Genomic DNA, 20,409 nt, shown 5'->3' with positions numbered 1-20,409 from the left:
TGCGAGAATTAAAATAAGGCAGTATGTCTATTAATTCATTCAAAACAGAGGGGGTGAGAAATGGGAGATAAAATTGGGCCCATATTCTGTTAGAGAGAAATTTAAAAACTGAGGAGGGGGAAGGGTTTCATGGTTACTTTAATTGAAAAGATGCTTAATGAAGCAATTGATGCCACGAAGTCCGTTTTTCTTGTGATAAAAGAAAAACGCGGTGGTCAGTTTAGGCTGGATGACTGCAAGCCCTATGTCGATGCGGTCAACAAGATGTCCGTAGGCGAGGGTCAGTGCAAGGAAGTCATCGATCTTCACGTCCAGTCGGTCAATGCCCATTACGAAATTTTAAAAGGGCTGACCGATTATATTCGGCCGGAAGATGATCCCTTTGTGGAACATTATCAAACCCCGCCCATACTCGAAATACTCTATGAGGAAGACCCCGATTTCAAAAAATCAATGGACAAGTTCATCGAGGCTATCGGCGAAAACAGGGCATTGATAGGGCGCGAAGCGGCTCGCAGATATGGCGGCATGTACGGCCCTACATGTGTTGTTGATTTTGCGATGTCCGTAGGTTCCGTGCCTAATCTTGTGAACAAAATTTTACTCGGATTAGATATTCCGGACAAAGACAAAAAGACAATCCTTGCTTGCAAATCCTGGGGCATGAATACATCCTATGGCTTTGGTGCTGCCTTTCGAGCTGCCATTGAGGCAGGGAAATCGGCTGCCGAGGCGGAAGATGCAGAGGTAAAACAGTTCCAGTTCATATATAAGGAACCTGTGGAAGCTCAGGCAAGGCTCATGGAGACTCATAACTTAGGTGGACACGGTCCTCACAGCTCCTTCGATGTGAGAAAGTATATGGCACAATATAAAGAAAGAATGCGTCCCTATGTTGTGGCTGCCTTGAAGGCCGGCGTGCATCCGGCCAACATAACGGCTGTTCCGGCTTATTGTGTCGGCGATGTGGGACATCACATTTCACAATCGGCGTACAATATGTTTAAAAACGACATGGTCTTTGGGATATACGATGCTGTAATGCAGGTCTTTGAAAATACCCTTAAGAAGGGTTTGAAAGAAGGGGCTTTCAAAAGCGAGTGGGACGTTTTGGCAGTCGCTACTGGGGCCCCGGCATGCGCCGTGGCTTATACCCTATGGCTTGATAGCTTCACTGTTCCTATGGTAATTGACCTTCTTACAAAGCGGTTCTATAACTATTGTGCCATGAACCCGAAGAGAGGGGAGGCCGACGAACTCCACAACGTGGATTTCATGGACGTAATATTGAGAGGGGAAGAAATTTTGGATATCAGTCCCCTTGGAGCAGGTGGTAAAATTAAGGGAATCGAGGTAGACCTTTCGCCAATTGACAAACACGAAATAGTGAGCAATCCTCAAAGGTACACCTATCCTGCCTGCGCTATAACTCAGAGGTTTGCTGCTTTGATGGCACTGGCAGATTTTCCGTGCTACTTGACACCCGAATGCACTACCGCCACTTTGATGACAAACATCGTGGCCAAGAATCCCGGTATGCCCGGTGCTCCTGTTAGAGCCTGCAAAGGATGTGCCGTGACGAAGCTCATCAAGAGAAACGTCCCCTACGTCAAAGGCGAAGGGGCAGGCCCCTGCGGATACTGTGAATGGTATAGAGCTGTTTAGCTAGAGTCTTGTAGAATGGGGGGTTCGGAGAAATTCCGGCCCCCTTAATATGCAAAGGGGGTAAATGTCTTGAAAAAAATCCTGCTTCAATTGGATTGCGATTCTTTGCCCAGCGTTTTCGATGCCGTAACAGCTTATGACGCCGGAGCTGATATCGTCCTGCAATATGGAAATGTAACGAAAGAAAACGTCAGAGATTTAGTTTATGGAGTTATGTTTACCCGCGGAGGAGACAATTTAAAATTCAGCGCCATTTTTATAGGCGGTTCCAAGGTGATTGAGGCTGCTGAAATACTTGAAATAGTCAAAAGTACATTTTTCGGTAACGTGAGGAATTCTGTAATGTTCGATCCCAGCGGTTGCAATACCACAGCTGCTGCTGCAGTTGCAAAGATGACCAAAGAATGCGACGTCAAGGGGCAAAAGGTAGTTGTGTTGGCGGGTACCGGTCCCGTAGGACAACGGGCTGCAGCGATGTTTGCCATAGAAGGGGCAAAGGTCTTTGTTACATCCAGGAAGCTGGAAAAGGCAAAAAGGTCTGCGGAAGAGATAAAGGCTATGTTTGGTTTGGAAGTAAACGCATGTGCCGCCTTCGACGATGAAAGCACGAAAGAAGCCCTGGATGGTGCTGTAGCCGCTCTTTGCACCGGAGCGCCCGGAGTTACTTTAATCGGGGAGGAGTTGTGGAAGGGTCATCCTACTTTGCGAGTCCTTGGGGACGTCAACGCTGTGCCACCCCTTGGCGTGGAGGGGATGAAATCTTCTTTCAACGGAGAAGTGGTAGAGGGGAAGGTATTATTTGGTTCTATGGGAATCGGCGGACTCAAGATGAGAGTGCACAGGGCATGCGTTGCAAAACTTTTCGAGAAAAACGACATTGTCTTTGACGCAAAATCGATATTAGAGATGGCCAAGGAGCTTTCTTAATTGAGGGTCCTACTCGTAGGAGTGAGCACAAGGGCTTTAGCGCAGTCTGCGTTAAAGGCGGACTTAAAGATTATTGCTGTAGACTACTTCGGAGATCTTGATCAAAGGCTCATAATTCCCAGTTTGGCAGTAGGAAGGGATTTTGGTCTTCCTTTTAGCGAGGAGTCGATCATTAAAGTTTGTTCCTTGATCGAATATGATGCTGTTATCTACACCGGGGGAGCAGATATCAAGCCCTCTCTTATACATTTTATTTCGAAAGACAAGTTATTGTTGGGCAACGATTCCGAAGTTTTGCGCGACATTAGAGATCCTGTAACATTGCGCGACGCCTGTCACACAATGGGGATTAATTTCCCAACGACCTTGCTGCCCGATGAAACGAGCAATATGGATCTTAATGAAAGATGGTTGATGAAACCGGTGTATGGTGGAAGCGGTTTTGGTATCCGTTTTTATGAGGGGGAGGAAATAGGAGAAGGATTTTATGTTCAAAAGTTTGTGTCAGGTCTTCCTGCCTCAGCGTCTTTCTTGTCTGACGGAAAGGGCTGTCGACTTCTAGGCATGACACGACAGCTTATAGGTGATGAATTGCTTGGGGGTTCTGGCTTTAAGTGGTGCGGCAACGTGTTTCCCCTTTCGCCTGATTTTGCTGGTCTGGCAGATGTGATATCACAATGGGGAGAGAAAATGGTGGGTCATTTTGGCCTGAAAGGCCTGTTCGGTATAGATTTTATATTAGGCGGAGACGAAAGGCCCTGTTTAGTGGAGATCAATCCTCGATACACAGCTTCTATGGAGCTGATTGAACCCTATGTCAACATGCCCTTACTCTCTCTCCACAAATTGGCCTGCGAGGGCAAGCTGGAAGAGGTATCCTTGGTCAATCCGTCTGAAATCGTTTCTAAAGGCATAGTTTATGCCAAAGCAGATTCAATGACCCCCGATACATCCAGTTGGCTCGGGGTGCATGCCGACATTCCCTTTCCCGGCGAGAGCATCCCCAAAAGTTCTCCTGTATGTAGCGTATTTGGTAGAGGTATAAGCGAAGAAGGCTGCCTTTTTCATTTATATGAAAGGGCAAATGAGATATATCGAGAGTTAAGAAGCGACGTTTATCATGAAAGGCGGAAAGATTGATGTGCAAGTTTGTACTTTGATATCCGGACGGACGCTGGAGCAGGCCAAGGGCATGCATGGCGGTAAAAATAGTGACGGCTATAAAAAAGCAGTTGAAAAGGCCTTTTTATCGCCCCTGCTTCTGGAAAAACTTGGTTTAAGCGAGGGAGAGGAGATTTTATTGACGACTCCCTATGGAAGTGTGCGGGTAAAGACGTGCGCAGACATGGGATTGCCCGAAGATGTAGTTTTCATGCCCATGGGCCCAATGGTTAACCTTCTGGTAGGACCTGAGACCGAGGGAACGGGTATGCCATCCTTTAAGGGCTTAAAGGTGGAGGTCGACAAGGCGCTATGAAGATCGAGAAGAACGTCGTATGCACCTTTTGCGGTTGTCTGTGTGACGATATAACCCTAACTATTGAGAACAACAACATAACCAAGGTCGAGAAGGCATGTGCCAACGGAAGAGGTTTGTTCGAGGGTTACGATCCTCATTTCCGTGCGCCTCGAGTTAACGGAAAGGAGGTTACCTTTCTTGAGGCGATAAAAGAAGCCTCGAACATCCTCTCCTCTGCTAAGTATCCGTTAATATATGGTTTATCTTCCACATCGATCGAAGCGCAACGCATCTCGGTGCAGCTCGCAGAAACTATCGGTGCTTCAATAGATTCTACTTCTTCTGTATGCCATGGGCCCACGGGTTTGGCCATGCAATCCGTTGGAGAGCCGACCTGCACCTTGGGGGAGATAAAAAATAGGGCAGATTTGCTCGTATTTTGGGGTTGCAACCCCCTTGTATCTCATAGCAGACACTTTGCCAGGTATTCAGCCATGCCCAAGGGGCGTTTTATCTCAGAAGGGAGGAAAGACCGCAAAGTTGTAGTCGTTGATGTCCGTCGTTCAGAGACGGCCAAGGCGGCAGACCTATTTATACAAATAAGGCAAGGATATGACTACGAAGTTCTTTTAGCGATAAAGGCCCTTGTAAAAGGTAAGGCTATAAGCGCAACCGAGGTTGGAGGGGTTCCGACAGAACTATTACAACAATTTGTTCATACAATGAAGTCATGTCGTTATGGTGTCATCTTTTTCGGAATGGGTTTGACCATGACGAAAGGTAGGGATTTAAACGTTCGCGAGGTCTTTTCTCTGGTCAGGGAGTTGAATAATTATACGAGATTTTCTGCTTTGCCGATGCGAGGTCACGGTAACGTGACCGGAGCGGATCAGGTTATGTCCTGGCTATGCGGGTTTCCTTTTGCCATCAACTTTTCAAAGGGGTATCCCAGGTACGGCCCCGGCGAATTTACCGCTGTCGATCTATTGTCCGGCGGGGAGGCAGACGCTTTGCTGGTCATAGCATCAGATCCGGTTGCACATTTTCCTGCCGGGGCGACAAGACATATCGAGAAAATTCCATCCATAGTGATAGATCCAGTGGAGAGCTTGACCGCGAAAATCGCTACTGTTTATTTTCCGACTGCTATGTATGGAGTAGACTGCGAAGGTACTGCATATAGAATGGACAGTGTGCCATTGCGTTTGAAAGCTCCTTTGGAACGACAGAGAAAGAGTGACGAAGAGGTTTTGGAAGCTATCTTTGAGGGCGTGAAAGAATGTTAGTTATAAAAAACGGTCAGGTGTATGACCCAATAAACGATATAGACGGAGAAGTTAGGGACATTTACATTGAAGGCGGCAAGATTGTTGAAAAGCCCGATCACATCCCTAAAGATGCAATATCAATAGATGCAGACGGCATGATTGTGATGCCGGGCGGTATTGATATGCATGCACATATTGCAGGGTCCAAAGTTAATATGGGCAGAAAGCTTTGTCCTGAAGATCATTATGAGCATTTTAGGATTGCCGAAAGGGGATTGAGGTCCGGCGTCGGCTCCAGAGTGCCTACGACATTCATGACTGCCTACAGATATGTCGAGATGGGGTACACTACGGTTGTAGAGGCTGCATCTGCCCCCCTGGTGACACGTCATGCTCACGAAGAGTTAAGAGACATGCCTTCTTTGGATAAAGCGATATTAATTACCATGGGTAATAACGAAATTTTGATGGACAGGATTTCGCAGGGCAAAATCGACGAAGCAAGAGATATCGTGGCCTGGCTGCTGAAATCGACTGGAGGTTATGGCGTTAAAGTAGTAAATCCAGGCGGAGTTGAGAACTGGAAGTGGGGAGGTAATGTGGAAAGTTGGGATGACGAAGTGCGACATTTTGGCATTACATCGAGAAAATTGATAAATAGTCTAGTCACTATAGTTGATGAACTCAACCTCCCCCATTCGGTACATCTACACGGAATAAACTTGGGGTTGCCCGGAAACGCCGATACGACAGTGGAGATCATAAAAGATATCCCCGGCAGACTTCACCTCTGTCACCTGCAGTTTATGAGCTATGGAAGGAACAAAAAAGGTGGGCTACGCAGTGGCGCCGGGGCTGTTGCCGAAGTTTTAAATGGGCATCCCAACGTGACAATGGACGTCGGCCAGATCGTTTTCGGCAATGCCGTCACTATGACGTCCGATGGACCTCTTGAGTATAGAATACAAAAAATGACGGGCCATAAGTGGTGTAATGATGATGTGGAGTGTGAGACCGGTGGCGGAATAGTTCCTTTGGAATATAAAATTAAATCGGTCTCGTCGGCAGTTCAATGGATTACTGGTATGGAGCTTTTTTTACTGACTAAAGATCCGTGGCAGTTGGCTCTCACGACAGATCATCCCAATGCAGGGCCTTTCTTCTGTTATCCTCAAGTTGTAAGGCTTTTGATGGATAAAGATTACAGGGATCACTTTATAAGCTTATTGCCTCCGAAGGCCTTCAGGGGGTCGGTCTTGAGGGAATTGAATCGAGAGTATACTCTTTATGAAATAGCGATAATAACGAGAGCTGCTCCAGCAAAGATATTAGGCTTGGCGGAAAAGGGACATCTGGGCATTGGAGCCGATGGAGACGTGGCGGTATATGATCCTAATCAGTTCGGAAAAAGAAAGTGTCTCTGCAGCTTTAAACCTTGTCGCCGAGCCCTTGATTTTCCGTCATGGGTTATAAAGGGTGGAGAAATAGTCGTGAGGGATGGTGCGATTTTAAGGGATATCCCCGGGGTGGTATATAGGGTGAATCCTTCTTATGACGGGCTAATCGTAGATAAAATAAGAGAAGATTTTGAGAGATATTATACCCTTTCTTTTGATAACTATCCCGTCCAGGAAGAGTACTTAAAAGACACTAAAGGGGTGGCCTGCCAGTGAACTTACAGGAACAGAGACACGTTGCCTTTATCCTTTTAGGAGCCAACTTAGGCGACAGACAAAGCAATATTTTGCAGGCGCTTCAATATATCCAGGTAAGAGCGAAAGTAGAAAGGGTATCTTCTTTCTACGAAACGGAGCCGTTAGACGGAAGTGACCAGCCGAAGTACCTGAATATGGCTTGTCAAATTACCACCGACGATTCGCCTAAAGACCTGTTGGCTTTTTTGAAGTGGATAGAGAGGAGGATGGGACGCACCTTTGCTGAGAGAAATGCCCCCAGACCCATAGATATAGATCTTTTATTTTACGATGATCTCATAATAAAGGAAAGTGATATATGGATACCTCATCCTAGAATGCAGGAAAGAGCTTTTACTCTAATTCCCTTGGCGGAAATAGCTCCAGACTACGTTCACCCCCTTACAAACGAGACGATAAAAGATATGTCTCAAAAAATAGATGCTTCAACTGTGAAAAAGGTAGACAGAAGCCTTAAATTCAAACTGGAAAGCGATATACAGGGTGGTCGACCCTCTATTAATGTCGGCTTGTCCAGGGTGGGCATTACAAATTTGAATAGGGTAATAAGGTTGGGGGTTAAGGGTAAGGCGGAGCTTTTTTACGCCACGCTTGATTTTTTTGCCTACCTCGATCCATACAAAGCAGGTGTGCACATGTCAAGATTTACAGATGTATTGGAAGGCATAGTAGAAGAGATTTCCCTGGAACCTTCTCCGGATATTGAAAGCCTTGCCGAGAGGCTTGCCCTTCAGGTTGTTCAGTCTCAGAGAGCTAAGAAAGCTGAGGTGCGGATAAAAGCGAAGTATCCAATGGAAAGGGTGACTCCGATTTCGGCCAAGAAGACCGAGGAATTATTTACATTTATAGGTATCGCATCCACTGACGGCAAAATGTCTCGCAGGGTTATTGGCGTAGAAGTTGAAGGGATGACTGCCTGTCCCTGCGCTCAAGACATGATGGCTTCACATTCGAGGATGTTGCTTAAGGAAGCAGGTTATACTTCAGAGGAAGCAGCAAAGATCGTCAGTTTGATCCCGATGGCCACTCATAATCAGAGGGCAAGGGGGACGCTGCTCGTCGGTTCTGACATGTCCGTTCGAGCGGAGCATCTGGTACATATTATAGAGGCATCAATGAGTTCCGAGACATATGAACTGCTTAAGAGGCCTGATGAGTTTTTTGTTGTCAATAAAGCTCATCAAAATGCCAGGTTTGCTGAGGACGTTGTTAGGCATATGCTGTTGAATTTAGTGGAAGTTTACCCCGATCTTCCCGATGATACTTTTGTATTGGCTAGAGAGGAGAGCTTGGAAAGCATCCATCAACATAATGCCTTTGCGGAAAGAAGCGGATTACTGGGCGATATAAGAGGTGAAATACGCTTAAAAGATGATATCTTATGTTCAAGTGTTACTTTGGAAGAGTGGTTGAAGCTATGAAAGTCGCATGGGTTGTTACCGGGGCAGGACATTTTCTAAAAGAATGTTTGGAAATTGTCGAAAAAAACAAAGACAAAATAGACCTTTTTTTATCATGCGCCGGCATTGAAGTAATAAAGATGTACAAATACGGCGATTTCTTAGAACGTAGGGATATCAACATAGTAAAAGACTACAAGTCGAGCTCGCCATCCTGTGGAGCATTTGCTGCCGGAAGATACGATCTTTTGGTCATAGCGCCTGCGACCTCGAATACAGTGGCTAAGTGCGCTTTAGGGATAGCCGATTCCCTTCCGTCAAATCTATTTTCCCAGGCTGGAAAATCAAAAGTCCCGATATTGGTTTTACCAAGCGACGTATCTCCAAGGATAGAGTCTCTTACGCCAACGGGAAGAAAAATTATGGTGTACCCCAGGCCCATCGATTTGCAACACCTCCGGACTCTGAAGACTTTTCCGGGAGTAGGGGTAGCAAATGATCTCAGGGAGTTGAAAGATTGTCTAAGATTTTATTTGTAACTGGCAGGTTAGCCCATAACGCCTTGCTTAATATCCTGAAGAACATGGACCCTCCTTTTTCTTATGAAGTGTCCGTTTTGCCTATCTCCGTTGCGGCTCTTATGAACGTTACCTGGGTTATGTCGCAGCTGAGGAGCGCAGGGGATGCTGATGTCGTCATTTTGCCAGGCTTGTGTCAGGGCGATGAGAAGGTTCTTGCCGAAGCGTTGGGCGTGGAAGTCAAGAGGGGTCCTAAGGATCTAAAAGACCTCCCCGGCTTTTTCGGTTTTTCGACGCATTTGAAAAAGACAAAGCCCAATATAAGGATATTGGCCGAGATAGTTGATGCTCATAAAATGACGCTAAATGAAATTGTCAATAAAGCACTTGATTACAAAGCCAAGGGAGCAACGATAATTGACATTGGCGGACCAAATAAGGGGTCTATCCCCAACATTGGCGACATTGTATCGGTTTTAAAGGAGTTGAACTTATGCGTTAGCCTTGACACATTTGACGAAAAGACAGCCCTAGAAGCTGATAAATTCGGCATCGACCTTTATTTGAGTGTCAACAGTTTCAACATAGATCTTGCCTTCAGGCTGTCATGTCCGGTGGTTGTAATACCCGATTTTGAAGACAAAAACCTTAATTCATTGGAAAGGAACGTGGCCAGATTAAGGGATAGAGGCAAGAAATATCTGGTTGATCCAATTCTTGACCCCCTTCCCTTTGGCCTTTCCGAGTCGATCGGACGCTACGTAGAATACAGAAGACGCTTCCCTGATGATGAGATGCTTATGGGGATCGGAAATTTGACAGAACTTACGGAAGCAGACTCTACCGGAATAAATGCCATTCTTTTGGGAATTTGTGCGGAGCTTGAGATCAATTATGTCTTGACAACTGAAGTGACAAGTTGGGCTAGGGGTGCAGTAAGGGAAACATACCTGGCGAGCTTAATGCACGAAAGTGCAAGGGAATCGGGGATGTTGCCCAAGGGTTTTAACCTGGGATTAGTGACAGCCAAGGATACTCCTTTCGAGGTCTATAGCGAAGAGGAGATAATCGACATTCATAAAAAAGTAACGGATAAAAACTTCCGTATTTTTGTAGCAGATGGGTATATATATATTTTCAACAATTCGATATTTTTGAAGGGCAAAGATATTAATATGCTTTTTCAATCCATCGGTGTTAACGATCCGGGTCATGCCTTTTATTTAGGGAGAGAGCTCGAAAAAGCTTTTTTGGCCGCGAAATTGGGCAAAAAATATATGCAGGAGCGCCCCTTGGACTGGGGCTATTTGTCAGACGATGATTTATGAAGTTATAGTTTCCACCTTGAATGCCGACGGATCTCCCAATTGGGCACCCATGGGCTTAAAAGAAAGTGAAGGTCGATATTTTTTGTATCCCTATAAATCCAGCCATACATACAGAAATCTATTGAGATTTGGCTATTTTGTAGCCAATATCACAGATGACATTTTATCCTTTTGCCTTAGCGCCCTGGATGATCCTGATCTTCAATGCCGACAAGCTCAAAAAATAGCCGGGTTTGTATATGTAGATGTTTGTTCCTGGATTGAATTTGAAGCCTTCGAGGTGAGCGAAGAGACAGATAGAGGAAGCTTTCTCTGTTCCGTTCTTTATTATGGAATAGGGCGTCCCTTTAAGGGCTATAATAGAGCTAAATGTTCAATTATGGAACTTTTGATAGCAGCAACAAGATATCAATTTTATAAAAAGAGTTTTTTTGATAGGTGCATATTCGAGGCGAAGATCATAGTAGAAAAGACTGGAGGAGAGCGGGAAATGGAAGCGCTTGCCGTCATAGATAATTATCTTAAGGGGGTATTTAGTTGAGGGTTGTTCACGTCGAAACAGGCGCCAGACTGCATTTTGGTTTTCTTGATTTAAACGGGAGCCTTGGAAGAATTTTCGGCGGCATAGGCGTGGGCATAAACGAGCCAAAGGTAGTGCTGGATGTCTCCTTGAACGACATTTTGACAGTAGAGGGACCGGATGCTGAAAGGGCATTGCAATACGCAGAGAAGTTTTTGTCTTTCTTCGGCATTCAAGGGGGTGTCGACATAAAAATCATTTCCTCCATACCCTCCCACGTCGGGCTGGGATCGGGAACGCGATTGGCCTTAGCAGTAGGCAGGGCCCTTTCTGTCCTCTTTGGGATAGACGTATCGGTGAAGGATTTGGCAGGCATAATGGGAAGAAGCAAAAGGTCAAGTGTCGGTACCGTAACGTTTGAAAGAGGAGGGTTTGTCTTGGATGGGGGGCACAAAAGGTGGGGCGGAACAGGTTTTCCTCCTTTGCTCTTTCACAGCCTGCTTCCGCGCGAGTGGGCCTTTGTCGTTGCAATACCTTTGTTTCTTAAAGGAATAAGCGGTGCTGAAGAGGACGAAAAATTTCGATCCCTAAGCATACACGAGGAGTTGTCTTCAAATATATGTCGAATTACATTGATGAAACTGTTGCCTTCCATTGTAGAAAAAGAAATCTGTGGCTTCGGTGAAGCTGTTACAGGAATACAGGATTTGATTGGCCGTTGTTTTTCTAAAGCACAAGGGGGGAATTTCAACTCGCAACTGTCTGAGGACATGGCGCTTTGTATGAAAAAAGAAGGAGCTGTAGGCATCGGGCAAAGTTCGTGGGGGCCAACAGTTTACGGCATAACACAAGATCAAGGGACTGCACGAGTTATTTGCGCGAAGCTTAAAGACACATTTGGAGATGGCTCGTTGATATTTGTTACTTCCTGTGCGCAGGAAGGGGCATGCGTGGAAGTGAGAGGGGATCGATTTAATGATTTATAATGGAGTTAATGTCGAAGATACTTACGCAGAGGCATTTTCAATGTGGGGAAGCCGGCTCGTAGTTACGGCAGATACCCCTGAATGGGCCATGACGGCAGCGGTGTCTGCCACGGGATTTGCCACATCCGTCATTGGTTGTGGCTGTGAGGCGGGAATAGAGGCGGAGTTGAATAGCACTCAGACACCGGACGGCCGTCCCGGAACAAGCATTTTGATCTTTGGCGTTTCCAAGTCAGCTTTGGAGTCTCAGCTCATCTCTAGAATAGGCCAATCCATAATGACCTGTCCCACTACGGCCTGCTACAACGGACTTGATGAGGGAGAGCAGATAGACGTTGGCGGAAAACTCAGATATTTCGGGGATTCTTATCAATCGAGCAAATTTCTCGACAAGAGGAGATTTTGGAGGATTCCCGTAATGGATGGGGAGTTTTTGGTCGAGCAAAAGTTTTGCGTGAAGAAAGGCGTGGGTGGCGGGAACTTGTTGATTTTGGCTAAAGACGTTACCTCTTGTCTCGAAGCTGCCCAAAGGGCCGTAAAGTCCATGAAGAAAGTGCCAGGGATAATTCTTCCCTTTCCCGGCGGTATCGTCCGAAGCGGTAGTAAAGTTAGCTCTACATACCCTTTTTTGAACGCTTCCACTAATGTTTCTTTTTGTCCCACCCTGAAAAGGCAAGTAAAGACTTCGTTGTCAGAGGAAGTGAATGCCGTTTATGAAATAGTCATAGACGGTTTGGATGAAAAGTCTGTAAGAGATGCGATGGGCTACGGCCTTTTAGCTGCAACTTCATGCAACGTAATTTCGATAACTGCAGGAAATTATGGGGGAAACCTGGGACAATATAAATTCCACTTGCTAGAAATTTTAAAGAATATGTGATTGGGTGGTTGATCGTGAAAATTTCGAAGTTATTAAGAAAAATATCGATAAAATCACGTATTATGGTCTTTTTAACAATACTTTTAGTGTTTGAATGTGCAATAGGGTATGTGCATTTAAATGTCGTGGAGTCCTTTGATCTTTTGATAATTTTCATCACGATATTAATTCTATTTACAATAATAGGTGGCTTAACCCTCTTGTTCTCTATAACCCTTCCAATAGACGAATATAGGAAATTTTTAAAAAAGTTAAAGGAAACATTAGATTTTACCCTCGAATACGATGTTTGGTCTCGCGATGAGATGGCCGAAGTGGGCAAGTCGACCTATGAATTCCTAGATCGTATTCAGGACCTAATAGGAGTAATATCCAACTCCTCCACTGAGATAGAAAATGTATCCAAAATAGTACACGAAATGGCAAACAAAGATGATCGAGTAGCAGGTAACCTTCTTAATGAAATTACAAAATTGTCGGACATGGTTGAGAGGTTTGTCTCCGATATGAATGCCATCACCGAGGGAATTCAAGAAGTAGCCTCTGGAAATCAATTAGCGGCATCGAGGACTATGGATATAGCTCAGGAGATTGCTGATGCTTCACGGTCGGCGGAAAGAGGGCTAGGGGTTATTCAGGTGATGAGAGAAAAGATCAAGGAGGCAGCCCAGGAATCTATCAAGAATATAGACACAGTAAACGAACTGGTGCAAAAGATCGAAGAAATCAATTTGCTTTTGGAAAACATCTCAAAAATAGCGACCAGGACGAACATGTTAGCCCTCAATGCAGGGATAGAAGCAGCAAGAGCTGGTGCAGGAGGGAAGGGATTTGCCGTGGTCGCAGAAGAGATTAGGAAGTTGGCTTATGAATCAAACGATGTCGCTGGCAACGTAGCCCATCAAATGAATGATATGTCATTTAAATTAGACAGTGTCGTAAATTCGGTAAAGGTCGGATCGGATGTCTCTTTAGATGCGAACGAGAAGGCTCAGGCGACCATGAAGGTAATAGAAGATATCTTAGAATACCTTAGAAAGATATCTTCTGCCGCGAACGATTTGTCTTCGGTCTCTCAGGAACAGGCTGCATCATCAGAAGAGATATCTGCCACCCTACAAAGCATATCTAGAGAGGTGGAAAGGATAAAGGACTTCGTCGTAGAAGCGAAGAAAGCTATGACGGACCTTGCCGAATCGGCCTCGCAGTTGAGCGACAAATCGAACAATATGGAAGAACTAGCATTAACCCTTCGAAGCCTTGTCGGACAGTTTAGGCTTTGGGAGGGGGATAAGTTACAGTAAGTTTACACAGAGTGCCGAGGTGAAGAGAATGCATAGTTGTGCCCTTTGTACGTTGGGGAAGGCTTACTCAGGAAAGGTGAAGGGAGTTACCTTAAGTTTAAAGAAAAGCGTGGCAATTCCCATAGAGGTGGACGGGATTTTGCCTGAGTCGGTATTGGGCAAGGAGCCGGTTGAAATCGCCTCCTTCAAAGTATTCGTTGGCAATGAGTCCGCAGACCTTGGTGATGTCTTTGAAGTGAAATACGAGGGTGACGAAGCGCTGATATTTGAGGGCGAACTAAAACACGTCAAAGGAATTGGTGAAGGGATGACATCGGGCCTGATCATGGTCGAGGGAGATGCAGGCATGCACTTGGGCCAACGTATGAAAGGCGGAACGATTGTCGTTAATGGTAATTTAGAGCCACGGTGCTGTTGTGAGATGTCGGGCGGGACGGTAATCGTAAAGGGCAATGCGAAGGCCATGCTAGGCTCTCCTCTTCCAGGAAACAGCAAGGGCATGAGAGGTGGTATGATCATGGTCTTCGGCTCTGTTGGAAACAGGGTTGGAGAGGGGATGAGGAGAGGCCTCATAGCAGTGACGGGAGATGCCGGAGATTTTGCCGGAGCCAACATGATAGCAGGCACGATTGTAGTATTTGGAAAAATGGGGCTCAACGCAGGTGGTGGCATGAAGAGGGGGAGCATAGTATCGATAGGAGGAACCGATAGAGTGCTTTCAACGTTTGGCTATAGTTGCCTTTATTCGCCCACATACCTGAAGCTTTATTTTAAGTATTTATGGGATAGAGGTTTTCCCATTACCGATGAAATTTTTAACGGTCTTTACAGAAGGCATGTTGGAGATATGTCTTCGCTGGGGAAGGGGGAGATTTTGATCCTTGAAAACTCTTAATGAGGGAGCGTATGAACGCGTAAGCGAAATGATCGAAAAATCTCATGAATTGGGCATATCCGTTATTAAGACAAAGACAGGATCGACAGTTTTAGATGTTGGCATAGGTTCGAATGGTTCTTATGAGGCGGGCAGACTTTTCGCAGAGGCCTGTATGGGAGGCTTTGGAGAGGTGAGTTTCGGCGTCTATCCCGGATTATCGATCCCTAGCGTTACAGTGCAGGTTGCAAATCCTGCAGTTGCCTGCCTTGCTTCGCAATATGCTGGTTGGGCCCTGAAAGAGGGAGATTTTTTCGCACTGGGTTCCGGCCCCGCCAGGTCGCTTTACTGCAACGAGCCCTTGTATTCTGTGCTTGAATACAAAGAAACTTCACCCGTTGCCGTGCTGGCGATCGAATCATCTATACTTCCCCCTGAAAGCTTATTGGATTCGATATCAAGAAAATGCGACGTCGATCCGAGGGACCTGTACGTTTTGGTGGCACCTACCAATTCCTTGGCAGGAGCCGTTCAGATCGTATCGAGAGTAGTTGAAACAGGGGTTCATAAACTATTCGAACTAGGTTACGATACGACGATGCTCATCCACGGTTACGGAATTTGCCCCATTTCCCCGACACCAGGAGATTTTATGACTGCTATGGGTTGGACTAACGATGCGGTATTATATGGTGGCAAGGTGTGGTTTACGCTCTGCGACAAAGATTCTGCGATCGATTCCATCGCCGAAAAACTGCCCTCCGCATCTTCTAAAGATTATGGTTTACCCTTTTCGGAGCTTTTTAAAAGATATAATTACGACTTTTACCAAGTAGATCCCATGCTTTTCAGTCCGGCAAGCGTATCAATAAACAATATTGCTACAGGGCGTTGGCAGAACTTCGGAAGAGAAAACCTCGAGCTTCTGAGGCGCGAATGGTTTGAACAATGAAGGTAACGATATTGGGATCGGAAAACGCCTGGCATGTTGAGGCACTGATAGGGGCATTTCAAAAAAGAGGTGTTGTCGTTAACGTTCTTCGCGCCAAAGAAATGAAGGCTTTTATAAAGGATGATATAGCTTGTCCGGGCGTTGGGACAGATATTGGAGATGTGGTTTTAGTACGTTCCTTGCCTGGAGGTTCGTTGGAACAGGTGATATTTAGGGTGGACTTGCTTCATGTGCTGGGGGAAGTTAAGGACGTAGAGATTGTGAATTCCCCTCGGGCTTTGGAGAGGACTGTGGACAAGATGTATACTACAGCCTTGCTCTCTCGGGCAGGATTGAAAGTTCCGGAGACTTACATTACTGAAAGATATGAAGATGCCATGACTGCCTTTAAGGAATTGGGCTGTGATGTAGTGGTTAAGCCTCTCTTTGGTTCGGAAGGCAGAGGTATGATAAGGGTGACGGATCCCGAGACTGCTCATAGAGTATTTATGGCATTATATCAATGTAGATATGTATACTATCTTCAAAGGTTCATTCCCCACGAAGGTAATGATATAAGGGTCTTCGTGATAAATGGGCGTGTTATAGCAGCGATGAAGAGGCACTCCTCTGATTGGAGGTGCAATGTGGCCCTAGGAGCAGAGGTTAGCCCTTTGGATCCGGACACCAGTATAGTCGATTTAAGCCTACGCGCTGTCGAGGCCGTTGGAGCATTTTATGCAGGAGTTGATATTTTGCCCTCTAAAGAAGGAGAGCTTTACTTATTGGAGGTTAACGGAATACCGGGTTGGAGAGGGCTCCAGCAGGTTGCGCGATCGGATATAGCATCGACCATTGTCGATGCTATATTATGATAGAGTGATTAAACATGATGTATGCTATAGACGAGATTATCTGGGCCGCTCAATTAGCTTCAATCGTTGAAGTATGCTCAAAGAAACCTGGCAACGTTCATATAAACAGATCTTTTCACGACACTAACCCCTTTGATTTTTTTGCAGGGGCTGTCGCACTGGGTTCGGCCTTTCAAGAGCTTGACAGATTGTCCGTGGGAGAAATCGTTTTGGAAAGCATTAAAGCAAGAGCAAAGCTCACCTCTGCAAATGTGAATTTAGGCATTATATTGCTATTGGCTCCCCTTTCTAAAGCTGCCCTATGTTGCGATAACGATTCTGATACCGAAGCTATTCGCAATTCCTTAAGAGGTGTTCTTGGCAGTCTAAGCGAAAGCGACGCCGTCAAGACATATGAAGCCATAAGGATGTCGGGCGCAGGCGGTATGGGTCGGGTGGACCTATATGACGTAAATGAGATGCCTCAGGGAATCACTTTGAGAGAAGCAATGGCTGCTGCTTCGGATAGAGATTCTATAGCAAGGGAATACGTGACCGATTTTTCCATTACCTTCGAGCTCTCCTTGCCATCCTTTGCCGACGCGCTGGAGAGGGGGTTGAGATTGCGAGATGCTGCTGTGCAAGCCTTTTTGACAATTCTTTCCAAGGTTCCCGATACTTTGATATTCCGCAAGCTGGGATGGGAGGAAGCGGTAGAGATTTCCGGAAAGGCCTTCGAGGTTTTGGAGAGGGGAGGGGTTATGACCGAAAGAGGAAGAAAATCTATTCATAATTTCGATAACTTCCTCCGTAAAAAAGGAAATAAAAGAAATCCAGGCACGACGGCAGATTTGGTGGTATCGGGGATTTTTTTGTATTTCCTGGACGCCATTCATCGCGGCCTTATGAGAGATCTCGTCACACGCTGGTAGTTTGTCGAGGCAGTGAATTGGTAATTTTATCCGATCACCGAAGAGGGAATTTCCGAGCGACGAAAGGCGTTTCTTAATGACCTCTGTATTAATTATTTCCCCACGCAAAACTGGCTAAAAATCAAATGAATCAGGTCTTCGTCGAAATTACGTCCCAATAATCTGTCAATATAGTATCTCGCCTCGAGCAAATTGGAGGCGACGAGATCTTGCGGCTCTCCGGATGCTAGGGAGGATATGGAATTTTCAACACAGGACAACACGCTTTTTAGGGTCTCTATTTGCCTTGCCGTTGCGTTGAAACCCTCGTTTATTGCCGAATCTTTGAACAGTTTCTTGACAATTCGTTCCTTTAATTCCCCTATGGCTTCTTTGTCATAAGAGGAGAGGACCATGATTTCGCTTTCTGGAAGCATTTGCTTAACGTCTTCAAGTGAAATTACTTGGGGGATATCGGCTTTATTGATCGCCACGATATGGGAGTGATTTTTAAGCTCCATTGCCATGTCGATCTCTTCTTTGGTGAGTTGCTCGCTCCCATCTATTATCCATAGCCTCAAGTCGGCCTCTCTTAAAGCCTTTTGAGCCATGCTTACGCCAATTGTTTCTACTAGGTCATCCGTTGCCCTCAAGCCTGCTGTATCCATAAATATGATGGGAATTCCTCTGTGCACTATGCTTCCTTCTATGATGTCTCTTGTTGTGCCTGGTATAGGAGTTACAATAGCTCGCGTTTCCTCTAAAAGGGCGTTAAATATGGAAGATTTCCCCACATTAGGGCGGCCGACTATTGCTACCTTTATTCCGTCTCTGAGCGCTTTGCCAACTTTGCAGCGATATATCACATCTTGGAGATTTAAAGCTATTGCTTTCAAACTTTGGAAGAGATCATCTTGAGATAGATATGGTATATCTTCCTCGGGAAAATCGAGGTTAGCCTCTAAAGTTGCAGAAATATTGAGCAAGGAATCGTATATACCATTGACCCTGGCGGACAGCTCTCCACGCAAGGTTCTTGCAGCAGAAAGGAGCGCTTCGTCACTTTTGGCCCTTATCACACCAAGCACTGCTTCAGCCTGGGTCAAATCTATTCTTCCGTTCAGAAAAGCCCTCTGTGTAAATTCTCCAGGCTCAGCAAGGCGGGCACCCTGAGCAGTCAGGAGCTCGAGACATTTTGAGGCAACAAGCAAGCCGCCATGACAGTGGATCTCTACCACATCTTCGCCCGTATAGCTTTTTGGCGCGCGAAACCAAACTCCCAACACCTCATCTATTGGGGCACCCCTTTCGTCGAGTAGGAATCCGTTTCGCATATATCTGGGGGGCGTGTCTTTAAGGGGTTTGATTCCTCTAAATGCCTTTTCTGCAATATCAAGAGCTTGGGGGCCGGAAAGTCTTACTATGGCTATTCCGGCTTCACCCCAAGCTGTAGATATAGATGCGATAGTGTCATCTAAGTTTAAAAAACTTTTTTCCAACACCAGTTATTCTTTCCCTTGTCCAAAAGATCGTACAATTATACCTCTTCTTTCTTGGAACAGAAAGAGAGGGCAGTTGTTTTCGCTAGGACTTCAAAAGCTCTTTCATAGCCTCTCCTAGACGTTTGATGCCTTCGTCCATGTCGCTTGGGGAAGCGAAGGTGAAGCACATTCTGAAGCAGTTTTTGCCGCCGTTTTGATTTGGGTAAAAGGATTCGCCAGGCACAAAAGCTACCTTCTTTTGCAAGGCCTTCTCATAAAGATCGGCAGTCTTTAAATTTTTCATCTCAAGCCAGTAAAAAAACCCTCCCATTGGCTTTACCCAGGAAACTTCTTCCAGGGGGAGGTATTTTTTAAGACATTCCTCCATGTTGTCTCTTTTCTTGCGATAATGATCAACGATATTGGGTAAGTAGCTGTCGAGGTGTCCCTTTCTGCAATATTCATATACCAACGCTTGGGCTACTACACTTGAGCATAAATCGATGCCTTGTTTGAAGATCGCCATTTTTCTTATTATTTCCTTGTTGCCTACAGCCCAAGCAACGCGCGTTCCGGGAGCCAGGATCTTGGAAAAAGTGCAGGCATGGACTACAAGGCCGGACTGATCTAATGAAAAGAGCGTGGGCAGGTCTTCGCCCTCAAAGCGTATGTATGCGTAAGGGTCGTCTTCGAGGATGGGGATCTCGTATTTGTTGGCTATTTCGACCAGTTTCTTCCTTCTTTCTAAAGACATAGTGCAACCAAGGGGGTTGTGGAAGTTGGGTATAGTGTAAATAAACTTTATCCGCTTGCCCTGAGATAGGGCTTTTTCTATCTTTTCGGGTAGCTGATCCACAAGCATTCCATTGGCGTCACATGGTATGGTTAGAAATTGAGCGCCATGATTGTGCATGGTCAGTGTAGTCCCTACGAAGGTGGGTTCTTCCGTTATGATCAAGTCGCCCTTGTCCAAAATTGCCCAACAAAGGAGATCTACCACTTGAGTGGATCCCGTCGTTATTAAAAGTTCATCTTCCGCGATGGCCCTGCCCAATCTGGGTTTAAGCCAAGAACAGAGAAAGCTTTTGAGTGGAGGATATCCCTCAGTGGTTCCGTATTGGAGCACGTCTTTTCCTTGCTCTTTTAAAATACTGGCAGACTCATAGAACAAATCCACCGGAAAGCTTTGGGGGTCAGGATTACCGCCTGCAAAAGAGATCATTCCCGGTTGCCTTATCACGTGCAGCATTTCCCTTATTGGCGAAGGCCTCAAAGTACTTACCTTTTCGCTGTACAGTTTTTCCCAAACGCTCATTATCTCTCGCCTCCTACTTTTGTTAGTCCTGCCACAAAATGTAATTATATTATAGCATGCAATCTAGTGAATG

General features: G+C 45.7%; 19 protein-coding genes. 17 read left to right on the top strand and 2 right to left on the bottom strand.

The window, feature by feature from the left end; all coding sequences use genetic code 11:
* The first annotated feature begins 129 nt into the window (after positions 1–129).
* The 17 genes from HMPREF1705_RS03275 (at position 130) to HMPREF1705_RS03195 (ending at position 17,561) form a co-directional block, all read left to right on the top strand.
* Complete coding sequence (locus tag HMPREF1705_RS03275; protein WP_009202341.1) at positions 130–1,665, top strand: DUF2193 domain-containing protein; 1,536 nt, start codon at positions 130–132, stop codon at positions 1,663–1,665.
* Between the two features lie 69 nt (positions 1,666–1,734).
* Positions 1,735–2,592 carry an NADP-dependent methylenetetrahydromethanopterin/methylenetetrahydrofolate dehydrogenase gene (locus HMPREF1705_RS03270; protein ID WP_009202342.1) on the top strand — a complete coding sequence of 286 codons (858 nt, stop codon included), beginning with the start codon at positions 1,735–1,737 and terminating at the stop codon, positions 2,590–2,592.
* Positions 2,593–3,732 (top strand): ATP-grasp domain-containing protein, encoded by a 1,140-nt coding sequence (locus HMPREF1705_RS03265; RefSeq protein WP_057940675.1) that lies wholly within the window; start codon positions 2,593–2,595, stop codon positions 3,730–3,732. It abuts the gene before it with no gap.
* Positions 3,713–4,069 (top strand): molybdopterin dinucleotide binding domain-containing protein, encoded by a 357-nt coding sequence (locus tag HMPREF1705_RS03260; protein WP_057940674.1) that lies wholly within the window; start codon positions 3,713–3,715, stop codon positions 4,067–4,069. The genes HMPREF1705_RS03265 and HMPREF1705_RS03260 overlap by 20 nt, the downstream gene beginning before the upstream one ends.
* Positions 4,066–5,337, top strand: a complete 1,272-nt coding sequence (locus HMPREF1705_RS03255) for a formylmethanofuran dehydrogenase subunit B (protein ID WP_057940673.1) — start codon at positions 4,066–4,068, stop codon at positions 5,335–5,337. Before HMPREF1705_RS03260 ends, HMPREF1705_RS03255 begins: the two co-directional genes overlap by 4 nt.
* A complete protein-coding gene (locus HMPREF1705_RS03250) occupies positions 5,331–6,992 on the top strand; it encodes a formylmethanofuran dehydrogenase subunit A (RefSeq protein ID WP_057940672.1) in 1,662 nt (553 codons plus the stop codon). Before HMPREF1705_RS03255 ends, HMPREF1705_RS03250 begins: the two co-directional genes overlap by 7 nt.
* Positions 6,989–8,455 carry a GTP cyclohydrolase MptA gene (gene mptA / locus HMPREF1705_RS03245; RefSeq protein ID WP_009202347.1) on the top strand — a complete coding sequence of 489 codons (1,467 nt, stop codon included), beginning with the start codon at positions 6,989–6,991 and terminating at the stop codon, positions 8,453–8,455. The genes HMPREF1705_RS03250 and mptA overlap by 4 nt, the downstream gene beginning before the upstream one ends.
* Entirely contained in the window at positions 8,416–8,973 is a 558-nt protein-coding gene (locus tag HMPREF1705_RS03240; RefSeq protein WP_242603511.1) for a flavoprotein, read from the top strand. Before mptA ends, HMPREF1705_RS03240 begins: the two co-directional genes overlap by 40 nt.
* Positions 8,952–10,280 carry a DUF6513 domain-containing protein gene (locus HMPREF1705_RS03235; protein ID WP_009202349.1) on the top strand — a complete coding sequence of 443 codons (1,329 nt, stop codon included), beginning with the start codon at positions 8,952–8,954 and terminating at the stop codon, positions 10,278–10,280. Before HMPREF1705_RS03240 ends, HMPREF1705_RS03235 begins: the two co-directional genes overlap by 22 nt.
* Positions 10,270–10,821 (top strand): DUF447 domain-containing protein, encoded by a 552-nt coding sequence (locus HMPREF1705_RS03230; RefSeq protein WP_009202350.1) that lies wholly within the window; start codon positions 10,270–10,272, stop codon positions 10,819–10,821. Before HMPREF1705_RS03235 ends, HMPREF1705_RS03230 begins: the two co-directional genes overlap by 11 nt.
* Positions 10,818–11,786, top strand: coding sequence for a beta-ribofuranosylaminobenzene 5'-phosphate synthase family protein (locus tag HMPREF1705_RS03225; RefSeq protein ID WP_009202351.1), 969 nt, complete (start codon positions 10,818–10,820; stop codon positions 11,784–11,786). The genes HMPREF1705_RS03230 and HMPREF1705_RS03225 overlap by 4 nt, the downstream gene beginning before the upstream one ends.
* The gene (gene fhcD, locus HMPREF1705_RS03220; RefSeq protein ID WP_009202352.1) at positions 11,776–12,666 is read left to right on the top strand and encodes a formylmethanofuran--tetrahydromethanopterin N-formyltransferase; all 891 of its coding nucleotides are present in this window, start codon (positions 11,776–11,778) and stop codon (positions 12,664–12,666) included. Before HMPREF1705_RS03225 ends, fhcD begins: the two co-directional genes overlap by 11 nt.
* 200 nt (positions 12,667–12,866) lie before the next feature.
* On the top strand, positions 12,867–13,970 hold the full coding sequence (locus HMPREF1705_RS03215) for a methyl-accepting chemotaxis protein (protein WP_242603510.1): 1,104 nt from the start codon (positions 12,867–12,869) through the stop codon (positions 13,968–13,970).
* Between the two features lie 28 nt (positions 13,971–13,998).
* On the top strand, positions 13,999–14,865 hold the full coding sequence (locus HMPREF1705_RS03210) for a formylmethanofuran dehydrogenase subunit C (RefSeq protein ID WP_009202354.1): 867 nt from the start codon (positions 13,999–14,001) through the stop codon (positions 14,863–14,865).
* Positions 14,852–15,796 carry a methenyltetrahydromethanopterin cyclohydrolase gene (mch, locus tag HMPREF1705_RS03205; protein ID WP_009202355.1) on the top strand — a complete coding sequence of 315 codons (945 nt, stop codon included), beginning with the start codon at positions 14,852–14,854 and terminating at the stop codon, positions 15,794–15,796. Before HMPREF1705_RS03210 ends, mch begins: the two co-directional genes overlap by 14 nt.
* On the top strand, positions 15,793–16,650 hold the full coding sequence (locus HMPREF1705_RS03200; RefSeq protein WP_009202356.1) for an ATP-grasp domain-containing protein: 858 nt from the start codon (positions 15,793–15,795) through the stop codon (positions 16,648–16,650). Before mch ends, HMPREF1705_RS03200 begins: the two co-directional genes overlap by 4 nt.
* Positions 16,651–16,664: 14 nt before the next feature.
* The gene (locus HMPREF1705_RS03195; protein ID WP_009202357.1) at positions 16,665–17,561 is read left to right on the top strand and encodes a triphosphoribosyl-dephospho-CoA synthase; all 897 of its coding nucleotides are present in this window, start codon (positions 16,665–16,667) and stop codon (positions 17,559–17,561) included.
* Positions 17,562–17,653: 92 nt separating this feature from the next.
* Here HMPREF1705_RS03195 and mnmE read toward each other — a convergent pair whose 3' ends face one another.
* Together mnmE and HMPREF1705_RS03185 are read right to left on the bottom strand one after the other, a co-directional pair.
* Entirely contained in the window at positions 17,654–19,042 is a 1,389-nt protein-coding gene (gene mnmE / locus HMPREF1705_RS03190) for a tRNA uridine-5-carboxymethylaminomethyl(34) synthesis GTPase MnmE (protein WP_009202358.1), read from the bottom strand.
* 82 nt (positions 19,043–19,124) lie between these two features.
* The gene (locus HMPREF1705_RS03185) at positions 19,125–20,336 is read right to left on the bottom strand and encodes an aminotransferase-like domain-containing protein (RefSeq protein ID WP_009202359.1); all 1,212 of its coding nucleotides are present in this window, start codon (positions 20,334–20,336) and stop codon (positions 19,125–19,127) included.
* Positions 20,337–20,409 lie beyond the last annotated feature (73 nt).

It is taken from the genome of Acetomicrobium hydrogeniformans ATCC BAA-1850 (genome assembly GCF_000160455.2).
In the GTDB taxonomy this organism is placed as follows: Bacteria; Synergistota; Synergistia; order Synergistales; family Acetomicrobiaceae; genus Acetomicrobium; species Acetomicrobium thermoterrenum.
Note: the sequence above shows the minus strand (reverse complement) of the source record. Positions and strands in the feature narration are given on the sequence as shown.